Genomic DNA, 26218 nt, shown 5'->3' on the forward strand with positions numbered 1-26218 from the left:
TGCCGTCCTCGTGACCGGTGATGCCGGATTCTACAACCGGTCGTCCACCACGTGCCGCGGCCACGCCGACTTGACGTCGTAGACCACCATGTCCGCCACGCCCAGCGCGCGTATGCGCCCGGCGTCGAGTTCGCGGAACTGGCGGTGCGCCACGGCCAGCACCACCGCGTCGTAATGCGCCTGCGCCGGCGCATCCACCAGCGCCACGCCCGCCTCGCGCCCGGCCTCGGCCGGATCGGCCCACGGATCGAAGGCATCGACCGCCGCGCCCTGCCCGGCCAGCAGCTTCACCAGGTCGAGCGCGCGGCTGTTGCGCAGGTCCGGGCAGTCTTCCTTGAAGGTGACGCCCAGCACCAGCACCCGCGCGCCGCGCAGCGGCTTGCCCTTGTCCGCCAGCAGCGCACCGACGCGCGCGACCACGTGCGCGACCACGCGGTTGTTGACCTGGCGCGCGGTGTGGATCAGGTCCGGGTGGTAGCCGACGCTCTCGGACTTGTGCAGCAGGTAGTACGGGTCCACGCCGATGCAGTGGCCGCCGACCATGCCCGGCCGGAACGGCAGGAAATTCCATTTGGTGCCGGCCGCTTCGAGCACGTCCAGCGTGTCGATGCCGAGCCGGTCGAAGATCAGCGCCAGCTCGTTGACCAGGGCGATGTTCACGTCGCGCTGGATGTTCTCCACCACCTTGGCCGCTTCGGCCACGCGCAGCGACGGCGCGCGCCAGGTGCCGGCGGCGATGATGCGCCGGTACAGCGCGTCCACCACCTCGGCCGCTTCGGGCGTGGAACCGGCGGTGATCTTGCGGATGTCCGGCAGGCGCCGCTGGCGGTCGCCAGGATTGATCCGCTCCGGGCTGTAGCCGCACCAGAAATCCTGGTTGAAGCGCAGGCCCGAGCCCTGCTCCAGCAGCGGCACGCAGACTTCCTCGGTGGTGCCGGGATAGACCGTGGATTCGTAGATCACCAGGTCGCCGCGCTTGAGCACGCCGGCGATCAGTTCGCTGGCGCCGCGCAGCGGCTCCAGGTCGGGCTGCTCCCAGGCATCGATGGGCGTCGGCACGGTGACGATGAACACATTGCATTGCGCCAGCTCGGCCGCATCGGCGCAATAGCGCAGGCAGGCAGCCGCGGACAGTTCGTCCGCGTCCAGTTCGAGGGTACGGTCGCGGCCCTCGCGCAGCTCGGCCACGCGCGCGGCGTCGATGTCGTAACCCAGGGTGTCCAGCGTCCGGCCGAACTCGACCGCCAGCGGCAGGCCGACATAGCCAAGGCCGACGATGGCGATGCGCGGCGCGCTGGCTGCGGAAATATCGGCGCTCATCCCATCCCTCGAGGTTGCATGATGGTGCCCGGAGCCGGAATCGAACCGGCATGGGGTTGCCCCCGGCGGATTTTAAGTCCGATGCGTCTACCAGTTTCGCCATCCGGGCATCGCGATAGCGTGCCTGATCGGCGCGCGCTTGTGAATCCGCCCCGGCCACCGCTCCCGTAGGAGCGACTTCAGTCGCGAAGGGGCTGTCGCGCGGATGCTGCCGTCAAAGCCACGGTTCTCTGCGGGTTTTCTGGGAAAGCCCCTTCGCGACTGAAGTCGCTCCTACGGTCCTGCCGCGGCTGGATGCCGCTCAGATCGCCCGTGAATAGCGCGCCGGCTGCTGCGGGGCCTGCAGGTAACGGTCGAAGCACATGGCGATCAGGCGCAGCAGCGGCCGCCCCTGCCGGGTCGCGGCGACGACGCCGTCGCGGTAGCGGGCCAGGCCATCGGCGGCCAGGCGCTGCAGCGCGGCCAGTTCGGCGGCGAAGTAGTGCTCGAAATCGATGCCATGGCGCGCGGCCAGGGCGTAGCCATCCACGCGGCCATGGCACATCAGCTGCTGGATCAGCTCGGCACGCAGCAGATCGTCGTCGTCCAGCTCCAGCCCGCGCCATACCGGCAGGCCGCCGGCGTCGATCCGCGCTTCCCAGTCCTTCAGGTCGCGCGGGTTCTGGCTGTAGCTGTTGTCGATCCTGCTGATCGCGCTCACGCCCAGCCCCACCAGGTCGGTGTCGGCGTGGGTGGTGTAGCCCATGAAGTTGCGGTGCAGGCTGCCGGCGCGCTGCGCGCGCGACAGATCCTCTTCCGGCAACGCGAAATGATCCATGCCGATGTACTGGTAGCCGGCGGCCGACAGGCGCTCCACCGCCAGCCCGAGCAGCGCGAGCTTGCGCTCAGCGTCGGGCAGGTCGGCATCGACGATCTGCCGCTGCGCCTTGAACAGGTGCGGCATGTGCGCGTAACCATAGATCGCCAGCCGGTCCGGGCGCACCGCCAGCACGGTTTCCAGCGTGCGCGCGAAGCCTTCCGGGGTCTGCTTCGGCAGGCCGTAGATCAGGTCGACGTTGACCGAGCGCAGGCCGTGGCGGCGGCAGGCCTCGATGATCGCCAGGGTCTCCTCCACGCCCTGCACGCGGTTGATCGCCCGCTGCACCACCGGGTCGAAATCCTGCACGCCGAGGCTGGCGCGGTTGAAGCCCAGCTGCGCCAGCAAGGCGATATCGGCAGGCGATACCGAACGCGGGTCCAGCTCGATGGAGAAATCGCGCCCGGCATCGTCGCTGAAACGGAAACGCTGGCGCAGCCCCTCGACCAGGCGCGAAAGCTGCTCCGGTTCGAGGAAGTTCGGCGTACCGCCGCCGAAGTGCAGCTGGGTCACTTCCCGCTCCGGCGCGAACAGCGGCGCCACGCGGTCCGCCTCGGCCAGCACGCGGTCGACATAGGGCGCGCCCTTGTCGCGGTCGCGGCTGATGACGCGGTTGCAGCCGCAGTAGAAGCAGGGGCTGGTGCAGTACGGCACATGCACGTACAGCGACAGCGGCCGCGTCGACGCATTGCTGCGCGCGATGGCCGCCTGGAACTGCCCGGCGCCATAGCCGTCATGGAAATGCGGCGCGGTGGGATAGGAGGTGTAACGCGGCCCCGGCCGGTCGTGGCGGCGCAGGATGTCCGGGTCGAAGGTCCAGCCCAGCGGGTCGGGCAATGCGGTGATCGTGTCCATGGGCACAGACTGCCCCATGCCGCGCGCGGCCGCCTTGAGCCAGATCAATGGAGCCGCGGCGCGCCCTACTGCCCCAGCACCCGCAACGCAGGCCAGCGCGACATCTGGAAGCGCCGCCAGAAATTGCCCGCGATGCGTTCGGCGGCATCGTCGGCCAGCCGCTGCATCGGCACGTTGCCGAGCTCGGCCGTGGTCTGCCGGAACAGCAGCAGCCAACGCTCGAACAGCTCCTCGCGCAGTTCGTCGATCACCATGTGCTTCTGCATCGGCGCGCCCTGGAACCGGCGCGTGCCGCGCAGCAGCGCCGACCAGAAATCGACCAGGTGGCGCATGTGCGCCTCCCAGTCGTGGACATGGGCCTCGAATACCGGCCCGAGCAGTTCGTCCTCACGCACGCGCCCGTAGAAACGCCGCACCAGGCGGTCGATTTCCTCTTCGCTGCACAGGTCCGCCGCCGGTTGCGGCAGGCGCTCGTCGTTCATCGCTGCAAAGCTCCTCGCCTGCCCGCCATTGTGCTGAACGGCTTCCGGGCACAGCTTGATCCAGATCAAGGCCACCCGCCTCCGGGCTGCCTAGGCTGACGGCAATTCCGCCCTTGCCTGCACCGCCGCCTCGGCGAAGCGGCAAGCACCGATTGTACGCCTGCCCGGCTCCGCGTCCGATGCCACCATGATCGACCCCGACACCTCGCTTCTTCCGCAACGTTCCCCGGTACAACAACTGGGCGCAGTGCTGTGGCCGAGTTTCTTCGTGGCGGTGGTGGCGTCGGTGCTGTTCTTCGCCTTCTTCGACCCGCTGGACCTGCAGCGCATCGGCTTCCCGCGCCACGGCATCAGCCGCGACCTCGGCTATACCGCCGGCTTCTTCCTGGCCTGGCTGGGCACGTTCTCCGCCTGCAGCGTGACCGCCCTGCTGCTGCGCCCGCCGGGCGGCGACGCAGAACCGCCGCTGGAATGAGCGTCGTCGGCCCCGGCTGCTCCACCGCTCCCATGCGACAGGCTTCCATGAGCCGCCGCCACGTCATGCAGTGGCTGATGTTGGCCGCGATGCTGGGCCTGTTCTACGGCCTGCCGTGGCTGCGCTGGCACGATACGGCGGTGCTGCTGTTCGACATCCAGGCGCGGCACATCCACTTCTTCGGCCTGGACCTGCGCACGGATGCCATCCTGCCGCTGCTGTGGCTGGCGCTGGCCGCGCTGGGCGCGCTCTGCCTGGTCACCAGCCTGTACGGCCGGCTGTGGTGCGCATACGCCTGCCCGCAGACCGTGCTGACGCGGCTGCACCGGGCATTGCGGCGCATCACCACGCTCAACGGCCTGGCCGGCGAACGGATCGAGCCGGTGCTGCGGCATGCGCTGTGGGCGGCGACCGCGCTGTGGACCGGCATCACCTTCGTCGGCTATTTCTCGCCGGTCCGCGGACTCGTCGCCGCGCTGCCCGCGTTCGCCCTGGACGGCTGGGAAACGTTCTGGATCGCCTTCTATGCCCTGGCCACCTGGGCCAACGTGCTGTTCCTGCACGAGCAGGTGTGCACCTACCTGTGTCCGTACAGCCGCGTGCAACCCTGGCTCACCGACGCCTTCACCCCTTCGGTCCACTACGACGCGCGGCGCGGCGAACCGCGTGGCGCACGCACTGCCGGCGGCAGCAGCGTGTTGCAGCGCGCGCGCGGACTGCTGGACCCGGTGACCGCGCGCGACTACGTATTCCGCGCCGCGCATCCGGCCAGCGCCGGACCGCCCCCGACCTTCAGCGACGCCCATCTCGGCGACTGCACCGATTGCGGGGCCTGCGTCCGCGCCTGTCCCGTCGGCCTGGACATCCGCAACGGCCACACCGACGCCTGCATCGGATGCAACGCCTGCACGGACGCCTGCGACGACACCATGGTCCGCAACGGCTTCCCCACCGGACTCATCCTGCGCACCAGCCCCGCCCGCATCGAGCAGCGCCCGCCCGTCGCCTTCCGCGTCCGGCCACTGCTGTTCGGCGCGTTGACGTTGCTGTTCCTCGCATTGGCCATCGCGGGCCTGGTGGCGGCGAACTGACGCCTCGCCCGGTCAGGGCGCTTCCACCTCGTAGCCGCGCGCCTGCAGCCGGGCGAGGTAGCCATCTGCAGCCAACAGGCTGTCGACCGGCAGCATCGCGAACGTCTCGCGGTTCCGGCGCAGCGCCTCCTCGGCGATCGTCATCCAGTGCTGGCGCCCCCGCTCCCGGAGATCGCCATAACCGCGGTTGCGGGCAAAGCCGGAATCGGCAAGGGCGCGCAGGCAGGCACCATCGGCGTCTTCCAGTGGCAGGTGGCGCAATGCTTCGATGTCGCCGACCGCCCAGGCATTGGCCCGCTCCACCAGCCGCGGCAGATCGTGTTCCACCGATGCGAGCTTGTGCTCGAAGCACGCCGCGTCATCGAAACCGCCGGTACGGAACTCGCGGATCGCCGCCTTCGGGTCGTCGATCTCGAACTTCAGCGTCGTCGAGGTCGGCTTGATGCCCGCCGCCTTGGCCGCCTTCTGCACGACCGGCCAGACCACCGGCTTCTGTCCCAGCCCGGTCGACTTGATCGCCGCGGCGTACAGCTCGTTCGCGGCGATCATCGGCCGCTTGCGCTCGACCCCGCCGTCGCGACCCAGATACCGGCGCTTCTGCGCCTGCCAGCGGGCATACAGCGCCGGCGGCAGCACGTCCTCCAACTTCGCGCCATTCTCGTTGCGCATCGCCTTCCACGCGGCCGGCGCCAACGCCAGCATGCCGAAAAAGCCCACGTCGGCGTCGAAGGACAACGAAGGAGGCAGTAGCACCTGCTGCGAGCGCGCGACGATCGCCTCCACCTCGCCCGGTTGCCACTGGATCCGGTCGGGCAGCGGCGACGCCGTCCCCAGGATCCACAGCACGTGATCGCCCTTGCTGACCTTCCATAGGCCCGGCCCAGGTTGCACGCCGTGCACCACCAGGGTTTCCAGATCGCGGATCGGCGCCGTTCCTTCCGCCTCTCCAGCTCCGGCGGGAGACACGGCGTACAGGGATGACAGCGGCCACAGCCATAGACCCGCCAGCAAACTCCATTTCGCAACCCGCATTCCGCTTCCTGCTTCGTGGAAAAGCGCGACCTTAGCCGGTTCCACGCACGCCCGCGTTAGGGCATCGTTCGCCACTGCTGGAAACATCGCTATCCCCAAGAGAACGCCCGCCACGCCCCGGGGGGCGGAGGAAACCAGGCGGTACGGCGCGACAGGCAATAGGTACCCGTCAGCGCAGCCCGGTAGGCTCGGCGAATGGGTCCGGTGAGTGTGGACGGGCGGAAAAGAAAAAGCCCCCGGCTTTCGCCGGAGGCTTCTATGTCACATTTATGGAAGATCCAGGCGAGAAGTACGCACCTGTCAACTAGCAGTCGGTCAGAGCTGCCACATCGATTACAGGATCACCAATCTGCCGATCGGCGCTCACACGCACGGAAACATCAACCCGGAGAACAGCGCCAGACATTGTTCTCACTGCGAAATAAGTCCTCATCACATGATCTTCGAAACCAAACTGCGGCCGGCGCGAAAAGTTGATCCTTATAGTGGATTCTGCATCTATCATTCGCGAAATACTTATGAAATCCCCGGATCCACTTTCCTGCATTTTTTCAACCAACCAAACTCTCGCACCGCTATTCAGAACTTCGAAGTAACAAATACGGTCAGTACCTCCCAAAATCCTAGTGATGGCTCCAAGGTGGAACTTCGGTTGCTCCTCGGCCGATCTCGCCGCTCGTGCCTCGTCGGCGATATGGCGTTCATGCTCAAGTAGCTCTTGATTAGACCTCGCCAACACCGCTTGCTGCTCAACAGAGTTCCTCAACTCCTCAACCTGAAGCGACAACGCCTGTGTGTTTTGCCGCAGCTCAATCCCCTGCTGGAAGTATCCGCACACCAGCCACCCCAATGCCATTGGGCCAAATGCTCCCGCCAGAAAGTCGCCAAATTCGTTGGGCTTCATCATCAGCAGATGCTGCCATTCGACCAGCACATAGATAGCTATCCCCGCTAGGTAGAGGGCCGACAGCCCAAGTCCCCATTTCGTAATGCTCGAGGCCTTGGCCTCGCTCTCCCTGTTGTCGTCCATTACGCTACTTGCCCTGAAGTTAATCTCTCAAGCCTCCCGCGAACCCGCTGAAAGCCCAACTCGGCCCATGTCATATAGGCACGCAATGATATTGTTCCTTGACCTAACACCAGCGCCAACTGTTGGCCTGCTCCCAACACTCCTCCTTCCGCCACCCTGAACCACAGCAATACCCCCCAAAGCAGGCACGCCAGGCTAATGTCGGTGCGGACAATGTCGGCCATGATCTCTTCGATGACCTGAGCGCGCGGGTCGGTTTACATGGTCTTGAGGCCTTGGACGCGCGTTGGCATTTCGCCCTCATGCTCCATCAGAACGGCTAGAACGTTCTTGGATTGGGGGCCTAGATACTCGCAGTCTCGATGTAGGGCAAACACCCGCCCCAGTTCTCCAGCTCAGCGCAAATATAGGCCTCGAAAACGTCAGTCTGCATCGCGCAGCCCCTCCGTCACTTCATCGTCCAGCCGGAACGTCGGCAGCTTCCCGTCGATCACGCACGCGCCCTGCGCCTACAACAGGGTTGGTCGAAGGAGCAGGTGCAAGACCTACTGACCCACAGCACGGAGGCAATGACGAACGTCTATCTCGATGGCCACGAGGCACCATGGACCGAGATCAATACCGGTTCCCTCGCCGTCCGATAGGGTGAAATTAGGGTGGGAATAGGGTGATGAACGAAAAAGGGCTCACGACATAAGTCGCAAGCCCTTGATCATGTTGCAGTAATTGGTCGGGACGGCCGGATTCGAACCGACGACCCTCTGCCCCCCAGGCAGATGCGCTACCAGGCTGCGCTACGCCCCGATCGTTACTGCTGTGCCGCCACACCGTGGTGGCGAGCCGGCGATTATACGCGTATTGCCGCCGAAGTGTTCAACGCCGCAGCAGTTGCAGCACTTCCTCGAGCTCCATGCGCACCTGCTTGATGATCTGGTTGCTCAGCGCCGACTCCTGCCGCGCGCCCTCGCCTTCCAGGCGCAGGCGGGCGCCGCCGATGGTGTAGCCCTGTTCGTACAGCAGGCCGCGGATCTGCCGCACCATCAGCACGTCGTGGCGCTGGTAGTAGCGGCGGTTGCCGCGGCGCTTGGCCGGCTCCAGGCTCGGGAACTCGGTTTCCCAGTAACGCAGCACATGCGGCTTGACGTCGCACAGCTCGCTGACCTCACCGATGGTGAAGTAGCGCTTGGCCGGAATCGGCGGAAGTTCGCGGTTACTGCCCGGATCCAGCATATGCCTCCACCCGCTCCTTGAGCTTCTGGCCCGGACGGAAGGTGACCACCGTACGGGCGGAAATCGGAATTTCCTCCCCGGTCTTGGGATTGCGGCCCGGGCGCTGGTTCTTGCGCCGCAGGTCGAAATTGCCGAAACCGGACAGCTTCACCTGGCGTCCCTGTTCCAAGGCGTCGCGCAGCACGTCGAAGAACGCGTCGACGAACTCCTTGGCCTCGCGCTTGTTCAAGCCGACCTCGTCGAACAACCGGTCGGCCATCTCCGCCTTGGTCAATGCCATGCCTGTTCCCTGTTACTTCCGCTTCAACCCCGGATCCTGGCGCCGTGCTCGCGCTCGACGGCGGCCACCACGGAGGCGACCACGGCGTCCACGTCGCGGTCCGTCAGAGTGCGCGAGGTGTCCTGCAAAATCAAGCCCATAGCCAGACTCTTGAATCCGGGTTCGACCCCCTGCCCGACGTAGCGGTCGAACAGCACGACCTCGCGCAGCAGCGCGCCCGCCGCCTGGCGGATCGTCGCCGACAGGGCCTCCCATTCGACCTGTTCAGCGGCCACCACGGCCAGGTCGCGGCGCACCGCCGGGAACCGCGACAGCTCGCCGGCACGCGGCAGCGCACGCGCGGCCAGCGGCTCCAGGTCCAGTTCGAACGCCAGCACGTCGACGTCGATCTCCATCGCCGCGGCCAGGCGCGGGTGCAGCTGGCCGATCCAGCCGATGCGCCGGCCGTCGCGCCAGACGTCGGCCGAGCGCGCCGGGTGCGCGAACGGGTGCGTCGCCGCGCGGAATTCCAGCTGCGCGCCGGAAGCGGCGGCCAGCGACTGCAGGTCGCCCTTCAGGTCGTGGAAATCGACCTTTCGCGCCTTCTCGCCCCATTGCAGCGCCGCCGCATCGCCACAGACCGCCGCGGCCACGCGCACGGTTTCCCGCGGCGCCTGCCCCGCTTCGCCGGCCTGAGCGAACACGCGGCCCAGCTCGAACAGGCGCACGCGGCCGGCCTGGCGCGCGACGTTGCGGCCCAGCGTCGCCACCAAGCCCGGCAGCAGCATCGGCCGCATCACCGCCAGCTCCGCCGACAGCGGATTGGCCAGCGCGACGCGAGCGTCCGTCAGCGCCCACTGGTCGAGCAGCCGCGCATCGACGAAGGCGTAGTTGATGGTTTCCAGCATGTCGCGCGCCACCAGCTGGCGGCGCACGCTCAGGTCGTCCAGGCGGGTTTCGCTCGGCATGGCGATGCGCGCCGCGCCGCCCGGCAGCGTGGTCGGGATCTTCTCGTAGCCGTGGATGCGCGCCAGCTCCTCGATCAGGTCCTCTTCGATGGCGATGTCGAAGCGGCGGCTCGGCGCGGTCACGTTCCAGCCCTCGGCGGCCGGCGCGACCGCCATGCCCAGCGCGCGCAGTATGCGCTCGACCTCGGCATCGCCGATCTGGATGCCCAGCACGCGCGCGATGCGCGCACGGCGCAGCACGATCCCGGTCGGCGCGGGCAGATGGCCCGGCAGGTCTTCCTGCGTGACCGGCCCCGGCACGCCGCCGGCGATGTCGAGGATCAGCCGGGTGGCGTACTCGACCGCGATGCGCGGCAGCTCCGGATCGACGCCCCGCTCGAAGCGATGGCCTGCATCGGTATGCAGGCCCAGCTTGCGGCTGCGGCCGATGATCGCGGAAGGAATCCAGTGCGCGGCTTCCAGGAATATGTTGCGGGTGGCATCGGTGACGCGGGTGTCGAGCCCGCCCATGATCCCGCCCAATGCCACGGCACGGGCGCCATGCCCGCCCCGGCCGTCGGAAACGACCAGGAAGTCGTCGTCGAGCCTCACGGTGCGGCCATCCAGCAGCGCGACGCTTTCGCCCGCATGCGCTGCCCGCACCACGATGTCGCCTTCCAGCGCATCCCTGTCGAAGGCGTGCATCGGCTGGCCGAGTTCCAGCATCACGTACTGGGTCACGTCGACCAGGAAGCTGATCGGACGCACGCCGCTGCGTCGCAGGCGTTCGACCATCCACACCGGCGAGGGCACGGTGGCGTCCACGCCTTCGATGACGCGGCCGACGAAGCGGGGCACGCGCGCACCGGCGGCCAGTTCCACCTTCAACGCGGACTGGCTCCGTGCCGGGACAGGGGCGACGTCGAACGGCTTGACCTCGCTGCCCAGTGCGGCGGCGACGTCGAAGGCGATGCCGCGCACGCCGAAGCAGTCGGCGCGGTTCGGGGTGAGCTTGATCTCGATGCTGGCGTCCGGCAGCTCCAGGTATTCGACCAGCGCCTGGCCGATGGGAGCATCGTCGGGCAGTTCCAGCAGGCCGGAAGCGTCGCTGTCCAGGCCCAGCTCCCTGGCCGAGCACAGCATGCCGTTGGATTCCACGCCGCGCAGCTTGGCCGGCTTGATCTTCAGCTCGCCGATCTGCGCACCGACCATCGCCAGCGGTGCGACCAGGCCCGGGCGCGCGTTCGGCGCGCCGCAGACGATCTGCAGCAGCTCGCCCCTGCCCGCGTCGACGCTGCACACCTGCAGGCGGTCGGCCTCCGGATGGCGCTCGGCCTCGACGATGCGCGCCACCACCACGTTGTCCAGGCCCTGGCCCAGCGCCGTCACTTCCTCGACTTCCAGGCCGATGGCGGTCAACACCGCGCCCAGTTCGTCGCGCGAGGCATCGGTGGGGACGTGGCTGCGCAGCCAGTTTTCGGAGAATTTCATCGTTGCTCGATCCGTTGTGCGGGCCACCGCCCGCCGTGTATGCCTGTGGGAACCCGCCGCCGCGCCTTATGCGAACTGGCGCAGGAAACGCACGTCGTTGTCGAAGAACGCGCGCAGGTCGTTGACGCCGTAGCGCAGCATCGCGAAGCGCTCCACGCCCAACCCGAAGGCGAAACCGGTGTAGCGTTCCGGGTCGATGCCGCAGTTGCGCAGCACGTTCGGGTGCACCATGCCGCAGCCCAGCACTTCCAGCCAGCGGGTGCTGCCGTCGGGCTGCTGCCAGGCGATGTCCACTTCCGCGCCCGGCTCGACGAACGGGAAGTAGCTGGGGCGGAAGCGCATCTCGAAATCGCGCTCGAAGAACGCGCGCACGAACTCGCTCAGCGTGCCCTTGAGGTCGGCGAAGGTCGAATGCTCGTCCACCAGCAGGCCTTCGACCTGGTGGAACATCGGCGAGTGGGTCTGGTCGCTGTCGCTGCGGTAGACCTTGCCGGCGGCGATCATGCGCAGCGGCGGGCGGTGGTCGTCCATGTAGCGCACCTGCACGCCGGAGGTATGCGTGCGCAGCAGGCGGCCGTCGCCGAAATAGAAGGTGTCGTGCATGGCGCGCGCCGGATGGTGCGGCGGGAAGTTCAGCGCTTCGAAGTTGTGCCAGTCGTCCTCGATCTCCGGGCCCTCGGAGAGTTCGTAGCCGAGGCGGCCGAAGATCTCGGTGATGCGCTCCAGGGTGCGCGTGACCGGATGCAGGCCGCCGCGCCCGCCATCGCGCCCCGGCAGGGTGACGTCGATGCGCTCGGACGCCAGGCGCGCGTCCAGGGCCGCGTTTTCCAGCAGCGTCTTGCGCTCGCCCAAGGCGCCGGACACCTCGTCGCGCGCGCGGTTGATCGCCTCGCCGGCCGCCTTGCGCTCGTCGGCCGGCAGCCCACCCAGCTGCTTGAGCTGGGCGGTGATGCTGCCGTTCTTGCCCAGCAGGGCGACGCGCAGGTTTTCCAGCGTTTCCGGATTCTGCGCCGCGGCCACGTCGGCCAGCGCCTGTGCGGTCAGGGATTGGATGTCACTCATGGATCGACGGATCTCGGATTGATCGCCTCGCACGTTCCGCGCCGGGCAACACCCCGGAGCTCACCGGCCCCTCTCCCACCGGGAAAGGAACCGGGGTGAGGGCACGAGCGAAACCTCGCCACCTGAAATCACACGAGACTTCGCCCCTGCCCACATCCGCTCCCGCAGGAGCGCCTTCTCCGCCGGGAGAAGGGAACGGCCAAGCTGTAAAAAGAAATGGGGAAGGACTTGCGCCCTTCCCCATGCATTGTCTCACTCGCCACCGCCGCGGGTGAACCGCGCCGGCGGAGGAAGGACTTATGCCGCCAGCGCGCTCTTGGCCTTCTCGGCCAGCGCGGCAAAACCCGCCGCGTCGTGCACGGCGATGTCCGCCAGCACCTTGCGGTCCAGGGTGATGCCAGCCTTGAGCAGGCCGTTCATGAAACGGCTGTAGCTCATGCCGTTGATGCGGGCAGCCGCATTGATGCGGGTGATCCACAGCGAACGGAAATTGCGCTTCTTCTGCTTGCGGCCGATGTAGGCGTACTGCTGCGCCTTGATGACCGCCTGCTTGGCGACGCGGAAAACCTTGCGGCGGGCATTGTAGTAGCCCTTCGCCTGGCTGATGATCTTCTTGTGGCGGCGGCGCGCCTGCACACCACGCTTGACTCGTGCCATGGTTCAGTTCCTCAGAGGTAGGGCAACATGCGGTCCAGACGGCCTGCGTCTTCCGCGCGGACGTGATTCGTCTGACGCAGGTTACGCTTCCGCTTGGTCGCCTTCTTGGTGAGGATGTGGCTACGGTTGGCGTGGCCAGCCTTGTACTTGCCGGAAGCGGTCTTGCGGAAACGCTTGGCCGCCGCCCGGTTGGTCTTGATCTTGGGCATTGCTATGTCCTTGATGGTCTCTTTTTACTGGCTGGGCGGCGCTTGATGTGCCCTGCGATTGCGTCGCGGAGCGCATGAAGCACGCTTTCCATCCTTGCCCGTGCCTGCGTGAAGCCCGCACTCCCGATGGAGGCAGGCAGGTCCTGTAGGTAATGCAAACAGCAAACCCGGCGAACCGGGCCGCCCATTATGCCCTCGGAGCCGGAGACTTGCAATCGCAGGCGTCCGGACCGTCGGAATGCATGAACGCGGGTCGGGGAGCCGGCGCGAAGCCCTCCCCTCCGGTGCGACCGCGGCCCAGGGCCGCGGCAGGCTTACTTCTTCTTCGGCGCGATCATCATGACCATCTGCCGGCCCTCAAGGCGCGGACGCGATTCGATCACGATGTCCTCGCCCAGGTCCGCCTCGATGCGGCCGGCCATCTCGCGCCCCAGTTCCTGGTGGCTCATCTCGCGGCCACGGAAGCGGATGTTGACCTTGACCTTGTCGCCTTCCTCGAGGAAAGCGCGCATCTTGCGCAGCTTGATCTGGTAGTCGCCCTCGTCCGTGACCGGACGGAACTTGACTTCCTTGATCTCGACCTGCTTGCTCTTCTTCTTGGCCTCGCTGGCCTTCTTCTGCGCTTCGAACTTGAACTTGCCGAAGTCCATGATCTTGCAGACCGGCGGATCGGCCTGCGGCTGGATCTCGACCAGGTCCAGGCCCTCGTCCTCGGCCATCGACAGCGCTTCGTCGCGCGACAACACGCCGATCATTTCGCCGTCGCTGCCGATCACGCGCACGCGCGGCACGCGGATTTCGTGGTTGCGACGATTCTGCTTGGTGTCAGGGGTACTGATATTGCAATCTCCGGATGGAATCGTACCGGTCCCGACGGAAGCGTCCGCGGGACCGGGGCTGGATGCTTACTGCCTGTGTTCCGCCTGCAGGCGTTCGATGAAGGCCTGGAGCGACATGCTGCCCAGATCCTCGCCCGAACGGGTACGTACCGCCACCGCGCCGTTCTCCTTCTCGCGGTCGCCGACGACCAGCAGGTACGGCACCCGCTGCAGCGTATGCTCGCGAATCTTATAGCCGATCTTCTCGTTCCGCAAATCGGCAGTGACCCGGAAGCCTTGCTCCGCAAGGGTTTGCCGGACCTGCTTGACGTATTCAGCCTGGGCGTCGGTGATATTGGCCACCACCACCTGCACCGGGGCCAGCCAGGCCGGGAACGCGCCGGCATGGTGCTCGATCAGGATGCCGATGAAGCGCTCCATCGACCCGACGATGGCCCGGTGCAGCATCACCGGGTGCCGCTTCTGGCTGTTTTCGTCGACGTATTCGGCGCCCAGGCGGCCCGGCATCATGAAGTCCACCTGCATGGTGCCCAACTGCCAGGTACGGCCGATGGCGTCCTTCAGGTGGTACTCGATCTTCGGGCCGTAGAAGGCGCCCTCGCCCGGCAGCTCCTGCCATTCCACGCCGCAGCCGGACAGCGCCGAACGCAGCGCATCCTCGGCCCGGTCCCAGGTGGCATCGTCGCCCAGCCGCGACTCCGGACGCAGCGCGATCTTGATCTGGATGTCGTCGAAGCCGAAATGGCGGTAGACCGCCAACGCCTGCTGGTGGAAGGCGGTCACTTCCGATTCGATCTGCGCCTCGGTGCAGAACACATGCCCGTCGTCCTGGGTGAAACCACGCACGCGCAGGATGCCGTGCAGCGCACCGGAGGGTTCGTTGCGGTGGCAGGACCCGAATTCGCCATAGCGGATCGGCAGGTCGCGATAGCTGTGCAGGCCCTGGTTGAATACCTGGATGTGGCCCGGGCAGTTCATCGGCTTGAGCGCGTAGGTGCGCTTTTCCGACTCGGTGAAGAACATGTTGTCCTTGAAATTGTCCCAGTGGCCGGACTGCTTCCACAGCGTCACGTCCAGCACCTGCGGGCAACGCACCTCGCCGTAGCCGGTATCGCGGTAGACGCGGCGCATGTACTGCTCGACCACCTGCCACAACGCCCACCCCTTCGGGTGCCAGAACACCATGCCCGGCGCCTCTTCCTGCAGGTGGAACAGCTCCTGCTGCCTGCCGATGCGGCGGTGGTCGCGCATCTCGGCTTCCTCGATGCGCTTGATGTAGGCCTCGAGCTGCTTCTTGTCGGCCCAGGCCGTGCCGTAGATGCGCTGCAGCTGCTCGTTCTTGGCGTCGCCGCGCCAGTAGGCGCCGGAAATGCGGGTCAGCCTGAAGGCCTTCAGGAAGCGCGTGTTCGGCACGTGCGGGCCACGGCACATGTCCACGTATTCCTGGTGGTAGTACATGCCCATGGCCTGGATGTCGTCGGACATGTCCTCGATCAGGCGCAGCTTGTAGTCCTCGCCGCGGGCCTTGAAGATCTCGATGACCTCGGCGCGCGGGGTCATCTTCTTGATGACGTCGTAGTCCTGCGCGATCAGCTCGCCCATGCGCTGCTCGATCGCGGCCATGTCCTCCGGCGTGAACGGACGCTCGGAATAGATGTCGTAGTAGAAGCCCTCGGCGATGACCGGGCCGATGACCATCTTCACGTCCGGGTACAGCTGCTTGACCGCGTGGCCGACCAGGTGCGCGCAGGAATGGCGGATGATCTCCACGCCTTCCTCGTCCTTGGCGGTGATGATGCGCAGCGCGGCATCGTGGTCGATGACGTCGCTGGCGTCGACCAGCACGCCATCGACCGCACCGGCGATGGTGGCCTTGGCCAGGCCGGCGCCGATGGACTGGGCAACGTCCATGACGCTGACCGGGTTTTCGAACTGACGGATGCTGCCGTCGGGGAGAGTGATGTTGATCATGGCTTCACCTGGGTCATGGCCCGCCAGTCGCGGCGGGTCGCGGAGCGCGCGATGCGGTGCGCGCTTCGGGGGAACTGGGGCAATAAAAAAGCGCCACGAAGGCGCCTGCTGCAGGGCCGTGGCGTGATCTGGCGTCAGGAGTGGGTAGTGCTCATGTCGCACGCTCGGCCGGCGTTTCCGCGGGCCACCTTTTCCGGAAGGAGGTCGGGCACGATGGTAAACCAAACGCGGCCGTTTCGCCTCCATCCGCCCCAGGCGCCGTCTTCGGCAGTAACGCCGGCGGGGCGACGCCCCGGGTGTGCCGGACACGGAAAAATCAGGGGAAACGGTCTTCGGCAGTGCCGGGCGGCAGAAACAAAAAACCCGGCATCTGCCGGGTCATTGATCCACTCCTTACCGGAGTGGTGGGCGGTACAGGGTTCGAACCTGTGACCCCTACCATGTCAAGGTAGTGCTCTACCGCTGAGCTAACCGCCCTTCGCGTCGCAATCAATTGCTCGTTGCGAGGGCGCGTATCTTAGTCCAGCGATCAGGGGGAGAGCAACAGGTTTCTGGAAAATTTTTCACATCGCCCTTCCCTGCTCCGCTTTTCCCGGGACAACGCCGCGGCAAGCCCCGCCGCATCAGCCGAGACTCGCCTCCTTAAGGCGGCGGATCTGGTCGCGCACCCGCGCCGCGTCCTCAAACTCCAGGTCGCGCGCATGCTGGTACATCTGCTGCTCCAGCGCCTTGATGCGAGCAGCCGCCTGCGCCGGATCGAGCGCCCTGTAGTCGGCCTCGGGCTCGGCCACGCGGCGGGCCTTGCCCTTGCCGCCGGACTTGGCCGAACCTTCCTCGTGCGCGCCCTCGAGGATGTCGGTGATGGGCCGCGCCACCGACTTGGGCACGATGCCGTGCGCCTCGTTGTACTCGACCTGCTTCTGCCGGCGGCGGTCGGTCTCGTCGATGGCCGCCTGCATCGAACGGGTGATCCTGTCGGCGTAGAGGATCGCCTTGCCGCGCAGGTTGCGGGCGGCGCGGCCGATGGTCTGGATCAGCGAGCCGGTCGAGCGCAGGAAGCCCTCCTTGTCCGCATCCAGGATCGCCACCAGCGAGACCTCGGGCATGTCAAGGCCCTCGCGCAGCAGGTTGATGCCGACCAGCACGTCGAACTTGCCCAGGCGCAGGTCGCGGATGATCTCCACGCGCTCGACCGTATCCACGTCCGAATGCAGGTAGCGCACGCGGATGCCGTGCTCGCCGAGGTACTCGGTGAGGTTCTCGGCCATGCGCTTGGTCAGCGTGGTGACCAGTACGCGGTCGCCCATCCTGATGCGTTCATGGCATTCGGACATCAGGTCGTCGACCTGGGTACCCACCGGGCGGATCTCGACCTGCGGGTCGACCAGGCCGGTCGGGCGCACCACCAGCTCGGTGATCTCCTCGCCCGATTCGCGCAGTTCGTAGGGGCCGGGCGTGGCCGAGACGTAGATGCTGCGCGGCGAGCGCGCCTCCCATTCCTCGAAGCGCAGCGGGCGGTTGTCCAGCGCCGACGGCAGGCGGAAGCCGAATTCCACCAGCGTTTCCTTGCGCGAGCGGTCGCCCTTGTACATCGCGCCGATCTGCGGGATGGTCACGTGCGATTCGTCGATCACCAGCAGCGCATCGGCCGGCAGGTAGTCAAACAGCGTCGGCGGCGGCTCGCCGGCGGCCTTGCCGGTCAGGTGCCGCGAGTAGTTCTCGATACCGTTGCAGTAGCCCACCTCGGCCATCATCTCCAGATCGAACTGGGTGCGCTGCGCCAGGCGCTGCGCCTCGACCAGCTTGTTCTGCGCGTACAGCAGTTCCAGCCGCTCCTTCAACTCCGCCTTGATCGTCTCGATCGCCGCCAGCACGCGTTCGCGGGTGGTGGCGTAGTGGGTCTTCGGGTAGATCGTGTAGCGCTGCATCCTGCGCAGGCTCTCGCCGGTAAGCGGATCGAACATGCTCAGCTGCTCGACCTCGCCATCGAACAGTTCGATGCGCACCGCCTCCCCGTCCAGTTCGGCGGGAAACACGTCGATCACCTCGCCGCGCACGCGGAAGGTGCCGCGCTGCAGCTCGTACTCGTTGCGCGTGTACTGCAGCTGGGTCAGATGGTTGATCAGGTCGCGCTGGTCGATGCGCTCGCCCTTGGACAGGATCAGGCGCAGCGACAGGTAGTCCTCGGGCGCGCCCAGGCCGTAGATCGCCGAGACCGTCGCCACCACGATCGCATCCGGGCGCGAGAGCAGCGTCTTGGTCGCCGCCAGGCGCATCTGCTCGATGTGCTCGTTGATCGAACTGTCCTTCTCGATGAAGGTGTCCGACGACGGCACGTAGGCTTCCGGCTGGTAGTAGTCGTAGTAGCTGACGAAATATTCCACCGCGTTGTGCGGGAAGAACGACTTGAACTCGCCGTACAGCTGTGCCGCCAGCGTCTTGTTCGGCGCCATCACCAGCGTCGGCCGCTGGATCTGCTGCACCACGTTGGCGATGGTGTAGGTCTTGCCCGAGCCGGTCACGCCCAGCAGGGTCTGCTTGGCGATGCCCGCCTCGAAATTGGCGACGAGCTTCTCGATGGCGGCCGGCTGGTCGCCTGCCGGCGAATAGGGCGATACGAGCTGGAATCGGTCGGACATGGCGGCGCGCGCGGTATGGACCGGCAAGTATAGCCACCGTCCGGATGACGGCCGGCTGAGGACACTTCCCATCCCTGAGCGCCAGCTCGGCTGATCCCGGCTGTCGCTCCGTCACGAAAGGATGTCCCCCAACGCCGCTCCGCATAAAGGGAAAAACCGATGGCATGGACGCCTCTCTTCCTGGCGGCGCGCCAGCACGCGCGCCTCCGCGGCATGAGCCTGGTGGAAATACTGGTCTGCGTCTGCGTGCTGGCCATCCTTGCAGGCGTCGCCATGCCGTCCCTGAACGGCCTGATCGAACGGCTGCGGGCCGATGCCACCGCCAACACCCTGCTCAACAACCTGGCGCTCGCCCGCATGACGGCGGTCAGCAGACGCAGCACCGCCGTCCTCTGCCCCTCCACCGACGGCACCTCCTGCACGCGCGGCACCGACTGGAGCGCGGGATGGGTATTGTTCCTCGACCGCGACGGCAATCGCCGGCCCGACAAACCGGACGACATCGTGCGCGCGGACATCGCCCCGGTCACCCGCCACCTGCGGCTGGGCAGTTCGACGGGGCGGCAGCAGGTCCGCTACCTGCCTGATGGGCGCAGCGCCGGCAGCAACCTCACCATCTCGATCTGCAACGCCCGGGGCCAGCTGCTCGGGTCGGTGGTCGTCAACAATGCCGGCCGCGCCCGCAGTGCGCGCCCGAAAAAGCCGACAGCCTGCCCGCACTGAGACCGGTTCCAGACCCTGTCCACCAGCCGATCGATGCCCCGCGGCAGGGCTTGCGTGCCCTGGCCGCGCTGCGTAGAATGCGCGTCCCCGCCCGAATAGCTCAGCCGGTTAGAGCACTTGACTGTTAATCAGGGGGTCGTTGGTTCGAGTCCAACTTCGGGCGCCAGATGAATTGAAAGCCTGCGAGCGATCGCAGGCTTTTCTTTTTATGCGGATTTGCGCCCCGGCATCCCGACGCCCGAATCTTCCCGCAGGAGGCAACGTTCAAGGGTTTCACCTCCCTTTCCAGCGCCGGCGCCTTCCAGAATCACGAACCGCATGCCGACCTCCCTGTCGGCCCGCGATATCTGCTTGTCGCGCTCCACCCGGTGAGTTACCAGCATCCACCGGTACTCGGAGATTTCGCGCCGAGCTGGTTGATGCTCAACGTCCCACAGGAGTCGCCTGACTGCGCTCCCTTTGGCGCGGCGGAGACCGTATACGTCCGCGCTGCGACATTCCTGGCCATCGTGTAATAACGAAGCGCGTCGCTGTCGCATGCCGCGCTCAACGTGGCGATGTTCGGTGCGGCGGCGTAACTCAGGTCGGTCGTATACACACGCTCCAGCCGCTGCGCCACGGCCGCCACGCATGCCGCGCCGGCCGCACGGCGCGCCTTGCGCACATGGTTGTTGTAGCTGGGCAAGGCGATGCTGGCCAGTATCGCCAGTATCGCCACCACCACCATCAGCTCGATCAGGCTGAAACCGGATTGCCGGGCGTCTCGTGCATTCTTCACGTTCTCAATCCCCCTTCAGGTCGCGCCACGATACCCGCTCCCAACGCGGCGGGATTGTAGGCACGGCTACGATTTCACCGTTGCTGCCCGCGACCAGCATGACGCCGCGCATCAGGTTCGGCAGCGTGGGCATGCCCACCCCGGCGTCCACCGAGCCGATCGGCAGGTCATTGACCGTGTCGTTCGTGCTCGAATTCCTGTCCAGGTCGAAGTAGGACGTGCTCGCACTGGTCCCGGTGAAAGCATCCAGGGCGTTGATGTAGCCACGGCCATCCGCTTCGCAGGCATTGCCGGTCGGGATCATGCTCGCGGTAAGCAGATAGCTGGAAACCACCTGCGCATCCTGCACGATGCGTTCGCCGGTATCGGGCAGATCGATGTACCAACCCTTGGAATCGGACGGCAGCTTGGCCTTGCCTTCGAAGGCGCGCACCGGATAACCGTCCTGGGTCGCCGAGGTCACCTGGATCCTGCGCTGGGTCAGTTCGGAGCGTTCGACCGCCGAACCTTCATCCATGAAGCCGTACATGCCCTGCACGGCCGTGTTGCTGGAATCGGCGTCGTCCACAGTGAGATAGCGGCCGGTACCGAAAAACACCCAGCGCTTGTTGTTCCAGGGATTCGTCGCCACCGTCACGCCCGCGCTGATCGGCTGGGCATTGCCGTCTTCATCCTGGGCGGTGAACAGCTTCGTCGCGGTCCAGGACGCCGCGGAGGTATTGGTCAGGTTGAATTTCCACACGTTGCCCAGCATGTCGCCGGCATACACGTAGGCCAGCGTCCTGCCGTCGGGACCGTAGATGCCGGTCGCCGCGGAAAGGCCGTTCGGCGCATCGGCGGAGCCGGCGCCGGTGTCGATCTCGCGGATGACCTCCCCGGTCTCGGCATTGAGCACGACGAGCACCGCGCGGTCATGGCTGCTGTTGATGCCGTTGCCGAAGACGACGGCGGCGCTGGTGCTGCCCTGCACCTTCGCCAGGATCGGCCTGCCGAGCACCTGCCCCATGTTGCCGTCGGTGGTTTCGGCACGCTCCCACAGCGAGATGCTCGTCGCGGTGGCGTCCGCCGGTGCGGTCACGTCCAACGCGTACATGCCCTTGCCGCCCCTGCCCAGGGTGCCCACGAGGATGTTCCTGTTGGGCGTCAACGCCCGGTTGGTCACGACGACCGGACCATCGACGAAGAACTTGTGCGCATAGTCGCCGCGGCTCAGCGTCCCGAGCTGGGTGAAGTTGATGATGCCCGGCACGTAGGCGAACAGTTCCTGGCCGCCGCTGCCGTCGAACGCATGCAGCATGCCGTCGTTGGCACCTACGTACAGCGTATCGGTCTCCTTCACGTAGAAGGGAGAGGAACCGACGATGTCGCCCAGCACGGTAAGGGAGCGATTGCGCAGCAGGCCCCGGTTGCGCTCCTCGTTGCTGCTGTCGCCCTTGATGTAGTTGGCATTGGCCTCGCCCGTCACCGCGTAGTCCGCGGGCCCGCCCGTACGCGTCAACGCCGTCTGCTGGGCGCTCGTCGGGAACGTGCTGCCATAGGTGAGCACATTGCGGTCGGCAAACGCCGGAATGCTGGAGGTCCAGCCGGTACCGACGCCATCGCGGGTCACCGCCCGTCCCCGCACCTCGCCCGTCCAGACGCCGGATACATAGCTGGCGCTGAATACCTTGGAGCCGGTATTGAGGGACGCGGAGTTGGTGGCCACGTTTGAGAACGAACCGGTGCGCTGCGCGATGGCCGCCAGCGCCTTGCCCAGGCCCGCGGTGAATTCGGAAGGACTGGAAGCGGCCACGAACTGGCCACGGCCGTTGACCGCGGCGTGCAGCAGGTCGTCGAGACGTGCAGGAACGTCCGGACAACTTCTGGACGTACAGGTATCGCCCTTCGGATCCGGCCATGCCGGATTGGCCGGCACACCTTCAACGCTCGACCAGCCCATCGTGGTCTTCAGGCCGATCGAAATACCGAAGGTGACCATGTGTTGCCAGAACGCCGGATCGGCATCCGTGGTCGGCACATTGTTGTTGGCCGGCTTGGTCGTATTGCCCATGTAATCTTCGGTGCGAAGATCCGTCTTCCAGTACTTCATGGCCACGTCGGCCAGCGTCTTGGAATAGCTGTCGCTGTAGGGCGCAGCGGGAGAATAGGTGTAGGTCTTTTCCTTGCTCCCCTTGATGGCCGAACCGCTCGTGCCATCGGCGTTCCCGCTGTCGACGGTCGAGGTGTTCCAGTAGCCATCGGTAGTGAGGATCGAGAAGTTCTGCCGGCAAGAAAGCTGGTTGCTGCCTTCCTCCGGGCCATAGGGCCCGCTGGCGCTGGAACTGCTGAAGTATCTGCCGGCATCGTCCAGCGCGCTCTGCAACGGCGTACCGTCGCTGGCGCCGGCCGCGAACAGGCGGTTGTACCAGGTCGAGCGCGACGTGGTGTTGGTGCTGCCGGGCACCGAGGAATCGGCCACGTTGTTGACGAAACGCCCGTCGTTGCCATCGCGTACGGGGATGTCGAAGCTGTTGCGTCCCCAGATGGTGCGGAAGCCGACGCGCACCTTGCTGTTCAAGGGGCTGAACGCCTCGGCGGCGCCCGCCTTGGCAGCCTTGGTACGCGTGCGGTGGTAGGAATACCAGGTGGCGAAATTGGCCTTCTCGGCCTGGACGGTGTTCGCCGTGTCGGTGCGCGAAGCGGGCAGATCCGACGTACAGTCGATCCAGCCATAGCCGCTGGTTTCTGCATCGCAGCTGTTGGTGGTGTAGCGCAGCGCGGAAAGACTATAGCTGGTGGAGTTGCTGGTCGCTCGCTGCAGCTTGACCGTGTACTGGCCAGCCTCGGCCACCGACAACGAGCAATCAACCGAGCGCCCCCGGGACACCGTTCCGGAACATACCCGGGTACCGGACGGGCTATTCACCTGGTAGTCCATGTCCCGGTTTCTGGTCGAAGAAGTCGTGTTCTCGATGGTGATCACGAGGCCGACACCCGCCACTACGGAAGCCAGCCTGTTGTCGACAACCGTATTGTTGTCGAGGGTGCCCGTATCGACATTGCTGCCATCGATCTGGACCGTCTCGCGGCTGGTTATGGCGACCGCGCCATAGACACCGCGCCGGATCCCCGAGTTTCCCGGCAGAATCTGGTATCGATAATAGTTGGATACGTTGGAGAGATAAGCGGTGCTGGTGCTCGCCACGTTCTTCGGAACGTAGAAGGTCTGGGTATTAGCGGAAAGATCCTTCGAGCCGCCGCTCGTGCCCGCTCCCGAATGGGTCACGTTCAGATCGCTGCTGTAGACCGCGGTGAAATCCGTGCCGCCCGTCAGGCGATTGCCATCGGCTCCCATCCACGGCTGATACTTCACCGCCGGGTTGTAATAGAGCGAATTGGTGGCATAGCTCTGCATGTACATGCGGGAATTGCCGGTGGTTTCGCTGCTGATCCCGGTCCCGGCCGACACGCCGTTGGCATCGGGCCGGCTGCTGAACTCCCCGGGACCGGTGATCTCGCCGATGTCCTGGTTGTTCATGTTGCGCCAGGCCATGGAGCCCGAGTCGTCGAGGATGAACAGGATGTTGGGCGCGACGCGTGCCGACGTGGTCAGCGGATCGTCGGGGATCACGATGCCGGCGTTGACCGGCAACGCCAGCATGCTGACGAGAAACGCGCTCGGGCCGGCCCACCACCGGCGCGCCGACTGCTGAGATGTTCCAGTGTGCGGATGCTTGCGCTTCATGATCATTGTCCCGGCGTTGGAGTGCGGCTGGCCACGTTGGCCTGCAACACGACATCCGCGCGCCCTTCGGAACGGCTGCGCGCGGTGATACGGAAGAGTGGGCTTTCACAGTCCGGCGATGGCGGGAGGCTGTCGCAACTACCCTTGTAGCCGGGGCCGATCCCCAGATACTCGATCCAGTACTGCGGCGCGGCCCCCAGGCGCGTGTCGTAGGTGCCCGTGGGCAGGTTGGCCCAGACCGCTGTCGCTCCGGTCGGGCAGACGCTGGCGTTGGTGCAGTTTTCGGCCACCGGCACGATCCCGCTTTCCCAGGCCGAATTCCCGGCCAGCACCACCTCCTGGGCGTAACGGAGCGCCGTCTCGGCGCCCTGGAACGCGAGGCTGCGGTCGCGCATGTTGGCGCTCATGCGCTCCTGCATGGCGGAACTGCGCAGGATCACGATCCCCAGCACCGAGAGGATCAGCAGCAGGATCAGCACCACCAGCAGGGTGATGCCCGCCTGCCTGCCGCCGGCCGGCAGGCGGGAATGGCGGCGGGCGTCGACGGCACGGGTCATAACGTACGACTCCGGAGACTGAATACATTGGAGGAGTTGCGGGTCAGCGCCTTGCCGTCCACGTCCTGCCCGGTAAGTACCAGGGCGGCACGCACGCCGATGACGGTCGACCAGTCGCCGGGAGAAGACGTATAGGTCGAGCTCCCCTGCTGCAGGTAGGAGAAGGCGATGGACTGCACGCCATCGGTGACCTCCTCGCCCGCTCCCCCGAAGCGCGAGACATAGAGGGAACTGCCGCCACGGTTGTTGTCGGCGACGTACCAGCGCGCGTTGCGCAACCGCCCCACCATCAAGGAGGAAGGAGGAGCATGCGCGTCCGCCCCCGGGTTGTAGTTGCCCGGCAGCGCCGCGAAACCGATCGCGCTGCTGGTCACGCTCGTCGCCTGGACCACGAAACTCTTGCGCACATTGCACAGCAGCAGCCAATCGCCGACCTCGAACCGTTCGGTCGCATCCGAGATCTGCGTCGAATCCAGGGTGATGGACGTGGCGCTCGAAGCCGTGATCCTGTAGGCGGTATCCTCGCCGGACACCACCGTCAGTTCGCTGCCGTCGCCGGTGATGGGCGTATCGCGGAACGCATTGGACTGGGTGCCCGTCGTCTCCACCACCGAAGCGGTGGAACAGGCCGAACCGCCCGCCGAACGGATGTCCTGCGACATCAGTTCGAAGGCGACCCGCGCGCTTTCCTGGATGCGGTTAAGGCCTTCGTTGGCCCGGTAGGAATTCTGGTTGGACTGGAACACGACGAACGCCGCGCCCAGCACCAGCAGGCCCAGCACCAGCGCGATCATCAGTTCGATCAGGCTGAAGCCGCCGGTCTTCTTCCGACCCGGAAAATGGCGTGCTCCTTTCATATGCGCACCTCCGTGGCGACCTGACGGGCGCTGCCGCCACCGGCGCGCTGGTCGTCCCATTGCACGGTGACACGGTAACGGCCGTTGCCCAGCGCCTCGATCCGGCCGCAGGTGCTGGTGTCCTCCGCCGTGCCCATCGTGTTTTTCAACGCGGTTATCCAGGCGGCCAGGTCGTTCTGCGCCAGGCTTCCGCCCGAACCCGCGGTGCAGGTCATGTTCATCGCGTAGCTGGCCGCATTCACACGATTGGCGCGCATGGCCTCGACGATGGAGGTGGTCTGCATGACCGCCTGGCTGCTTTCAAGCGACCCCTGGCCACCGCGCAGGGCCAGCGCCTGCATGGCGGCGATGCCCAGCAGGCCGATGCCCAGGATCAGCACCGAGATCATGACTTCCAGCAGGCTGACGCCCTGCTGGCTTCGCCCGCAACGGCGCACGCCGCTGCGGTGCCGACCACGCGCGACGCATGGGGTCCGATTGTTCATGAACATCCTCCATTCCCACTCTGCTTGCTGGTGGCGACGCCGCCGCCCACCATCATCGTGACGACACGCTGGTTGCTGGACGGATTGCTGACCGGAAGGCACAACGTCACGGCGGCCTGCGCATCGAGCAGGCCGGTCGGACGGAAGCGGATGCCCGCCGCCGGCCCCGCCACCTGCATATCGCCGGTCACGGCCGAATCCCGGATCACTTCGGCGTTGCCGGTGGCATTGTCCGTGCCGGTCACGATCCAGCGGCTCCACTCGGTGGAGTTCTCGCAGTTCGTTCCGTCATCACTGGCGCAGACCATGACCGGCGCGTTGCGGCGGATCGCTTCCGAGCGCGCAAGCTGCAGCGCGGTGACCAGTTCGGTCGATGCCGCGCTGAGGCGGTTGGCGGCGATCAGGCCCTGCATGGCGGGCACGGCGATCGTGGCGATGATCGCCAGCACCGCCACCGTCACCATCAGCTCGATCAAGGTGAACCCCGCCCCTTTCGATGGCGGAACTCCAGCATCGCGTCGCGACATAACACCCCCATGCTTCCCGGTCGGACATTACGCAGGATCGCCGGGCCCTTTCCATACAAAGGCGACGGGCGGGCCGATCACCGGAGCCAACGGTAGCCGGCCGTGGCTATGATCAGCAGCTC

23 protein-coding genes and 4 tRNA genes are annotated in these 26218 nt (G+C 66.2%); 4 read left to right on the forward strand and 23 right to left on the reverse strand.

What is annotated here, in order from left to right:
• Positions 1-30: 30 nt before the first annotated feature.
• From CQ393_RS13390 to CQ393_RS13405, 4 genes are all read right to left on the reverse strand, one after another.
• A complete protein-coding gene (locus tag CQ393_RS13390) occupies positions 31-1320 on the reverse strand; it encodes a nucleotide sugar dehydrogenase (protein WP_153192061.1) in 1290 nt (429 codons plus the stop codon).
• 22 nt (positions 1321-1342) lie between these two features.
• Positions 1343-1429: transfer RNA gene (locus CQ393_RS13395), tRNA-Leu, on the reverse strand.
• 192 nt (positions 1430-1621) lie between these two features.
• Entirely contained in the window at positions 1622-3031 is a 1410-nt protein-coding gene (gene hemN / locus CQ393_RS13400) for an oxygen-independent coproporphyrinogen III oxidase (RefSeq protein ID WP_153192063.1), read from the reverse strand.
• A gap of 65 nt (positions 3032-3096) precedes the next feature.
• Positions 3097-3513 carry a group III truncated hemoglobin gene (locus tag CQ393_RS13405; protein ID WP_153192065.1) on the reverse strand — a complete coding sequence of 139 codons (417 nt, stop codon included), beginning with the start codon at positions 3511-3513 and terminating at the stop codon, positions 3097-3099.
• A 187-nt stretch (positions 3514-3700) separates the two neighbouring features.
• On the opposite strand from CQ393_RS13405, the gene CQ393_RS13410 reads away from it, so the two are divergent.
• Together CQ393_RS13410 and CQ393_RS13415 are read left to right on the forward strand one after the other, a co-directional pair.
• Complete coding sequence (locus CQ393_RS13410; protein ID WP_153192067.1) at positions 3701-3988, forward strand: hypothetical protein; 288 nt, start codon at positions 3701-3703, stop codon at positions 3986-3988.
• Between the two features lie 47 nt (positions 3989-4035).
• Complete coding sequence (locus CQ393_RS13415) at positions 4036-5079, forward strand: 4Fe-4S dicluster domain-containing protein (protein WP_153192069.1); 1044 nt, start codon at positions 4036-4038, stop codon at positions 5077-5079.
• A gap of 12 nt (positions 5080-5091) precedes the next feature.
• Here the strand turns inward: CQ393_RS13415 and CQ393_RS13420 are convergent, their stop codons facing one another.
• From CQ393_RS13420 to uvrB, 13 genes are all read right to left on the reverse strand, one after another.
• Entirely contained in the window at positions 5092-6111 is a 1020-nt protein-coding gene (locus CQ393_RS13420) for a TraB/GumN family protein (protein WP_153192071.1), read from the reverse strand.
• Positions 6112-6415: 304 nt separating this feature from the next.
• Complete coding sequence (locus tag CQ393_RS13425) at positions 6416-7141, reverse strand: hypothetical protein (RefSeq protein WP_153192073.1); 726 nt, start codon at positions 7139-7141, stop codon at positions 6416-6418.
• A gap of 727 nt (positions 7142-7868) precedes the next feature.
• A tRNA-Pro gene (locus tag CQ393_RS13430) sits at positions 7869-7945 on the reverse strand.
• A gap of 69 nt (positions 7946-8014) precedes the next feature.
• Entirely contained in the window at positions 8015-8371 is a 357-nt protein-coding gene (locus CQ393_RS13435) for a MerR family transcriptional regulator (RefSeq protein ID WP_055769947.1), read from the reverse strand.
• Positions 8352-8651: an integration host factor subunit alpha gene (locus tag CQ393_RS13440; RefSeq protein WP_054657702.1), complete on the reverse strand. Its 300-nt coding sequence runs from the start codon at positions 8649-8651 to the stop codon at positions 8352-8354. The genes CQ393_RS13435 and CQ393_RS13440 overlap by 20 nt, the downstream gene beginning before the upstream one ends.
• Positions 8652-8674: 23 nt before the next feature.
• On the reverse strand, positions 8675-11068 hold the full coding sequence (gene pheT / locus CQ393_RS13445) for a phenylalanine--tRNA ligase subunit beta (protein ID WP_153192075.1): 2394 nt from the start codon (positions 11066-11068) through the stop codon (positions 8675-8677).
• 66 nt (positions 11069-11134) lie between these two features.
• Positions 11135-12130 carry a phenylalanine--tRNA ligase subunit alpha gene (locus CQ393_RS13450; protein WP_153192076.1) on the reverse strand — a complete coding sequence of 332 codons (996 nt, stop codon included), beginning with the start codon at positions 12128-12130 and terminating at the stop codon, positions 11135-11137.
• A 297-nt stretch (positions 12131-12427) separates the two neighbouring features.
• On the reverse strand, positions 12428-12787 hold the full coding sequence (gene rplT / locus CQ393_RS13455) for a 50S ribosomal protein L20 (RefSeq protein ID WP_054664681.1): 360 nt from the start codon (positions 12785-12787) through the stop codon (positions 12428-12430).
• Positions 12788-12798: 11 nt separating this feature from the next.
• Entirely contained in the window at positions 12799-12996 is a 198-nt protein-coding gene (gene rpmI, locus CQ393_RS13460) for a 50S ribosomal protein L35 (protein ID WP_010342861.1), read from the reverse strand.
• Positions 12997-13310: 314 nt separating this feature from the next.
• Complete coding sequence (infC, locus tag CQ393_RS13465; protein WP_343199975.1) at positions 13311-13835, reverse strand: translation initiation factor IF-3; 525 nt, start codon at positions 13833-13835, stop codon at positions 13311-13313.
• A 66-nt stretch (positions 13836-13901) separates the two neighbouring features.
• On the reverse strand, positions 13902-15806 hold the full coding sequence (gene thrS, locus CQ393_RS13470) for a threonine--tRNA ligase (protein WP_153192079.1): 1905 nt from the start codon (positions 15804-15806) through the stop codon (positions 13902-13904).
• Between the two features lie 402 nt (positions 15807-16208).
• A tRNA-Val gene (locus CQ393_RS13475) sits at positions 16209-16283 on the reverse strand.
• A 146-nt stretch (positions 16284-16429) separates the two neighbouring features.
• Positions 16430-18445: an excinuclease ABC subunit UvrB gene (uvrB, locus tag CQ393_RS13480; RefSeq protein ID WP_153192081.1), complete on the reverse strand. Its 2016-nt coding sequence runs from the start codon at positions 18443-18445 to the stop codon at positions 16430-16432.
• A gap of 213 nt (positions 18446-18658) precedes the next feature.
• Here uvrB and CQ393_RS13485 point away from each other — a divergent pair, with 213 nt between their 5' ends.
• Both CQ393_RS13485 and CQ393_RS13490 read left to right on the forward strand, forming a co-directional pair.
• Positions 18659-19168, forward strand: coding sequence for a GspH/FimT family pseudopilin (locus CQ393_RS13485; protein WP_228114543.1), 510 nt, complete (start codon positions 18659-18661; stop codon positions 19166-19168).
• Positions 19169-19257: 89 nt separating this feature from the next.
• Positions 19258-19334: transfer RNA gene (locus CQ393_RS13490), tRNA-Asn, on the forward strand.
• Positions 19335-19541: 207 nt separating this feature from the next.
• Here CQ393_RS13490 and CQ393_RS13495 read toward each other — a convergent pair.
• The 6 genes from CQ393_RS13495 to CQ393_RS13520 are packed head-to-tail and all read right to left on the reverse strand — an operon-like array spanning position 19542 to position 26045.
• Complete coding sequence (locus CQ393_RS13495; protein ID WP_343199971.1) at positions 19542-19946, reverse strand: type IV pilin protein; 405 nt, start codon at positions 19944-19946, stop codon at positions 19542-19544.
• Positions 19947-19950: 4 nt separating this feature from the next.
• On the reverse strand, positions 19951-23670 hold the full coding sequence (locus CQ393_RS13500; RefSeq protein ID WP_194269672.1) for a PilC/PilY family type IV pilus protein: 3720 nt from the start codon (positions 23668-23670) through the stop codon (positions 19951-19953).
• A 2-nt stretch (positions 23671-23672) separates the two neighbouring features.
• A complete protein-coding gene (locus tag CQ393_RS13505; RefSeq protein ID WP_153192084.1) occupies positions 23673-24227 on the reverse strand; it encodes a PilX N-terminal domain-containing pilus assembly protein in 555 nt (184 codons plus the stop codon).
• Positions 24224-25084: a prepilin-type N-terminal cleavage/methylation domain-containing protein gene (locus tag CQ393_RS13510; protein ID WP_194269673.1), complete on the reverse strand. Its 861-nt coding sequence runs from the start codon at positions 25082-25084 to the stop codon at positions 24224-24226. The genes CQ393_RS13505 and CQ393_RS13510 overlap by 4 nt, the downstream gene beginning before the upstream one ends.
• A complete protein-coding gene (locus CQ393_RS13515) occupies positions 25081-25569 on the reverse strand; it encodes a prepilin-type N-terminal cleavage/methylation domain-containing protein (RefSeq protein WP_153192088.1) in 489 nt (162 codons plus the stop codon). The genes CQ393_RS13510 and CQ393_RS13515 overlap by 4 nt, the downstream gene beginning before the upstream one ends.
• Complete coding sequence (locus CQ393_RS13520; protein WP_343199972.1) at positions 25566-26045, reverse strand: GspH/FimT family pseudopilin; 480 nt, start codon at positions 26043-26045, stop codon at positions 25566-25568. The genes CQ393_RS13515 and CQ393_RS13520 overlap by 4 nt, the downstream gene beginning before the upstream one ends.
• Positions 26046-26218: the final 173 nt, after the last annotated feature.

This window comes from Stenotrophomonas sp. MYb238, from assembly GCF_009496535.1.
In the GTDB taxonomy this organism is placed as follows: domain Bacteria; phylum Pseudomonadota; class Gammaproteobacteria; order Xanthomonadales; family Xanthomonadaceae; genus Stenotrophomonas.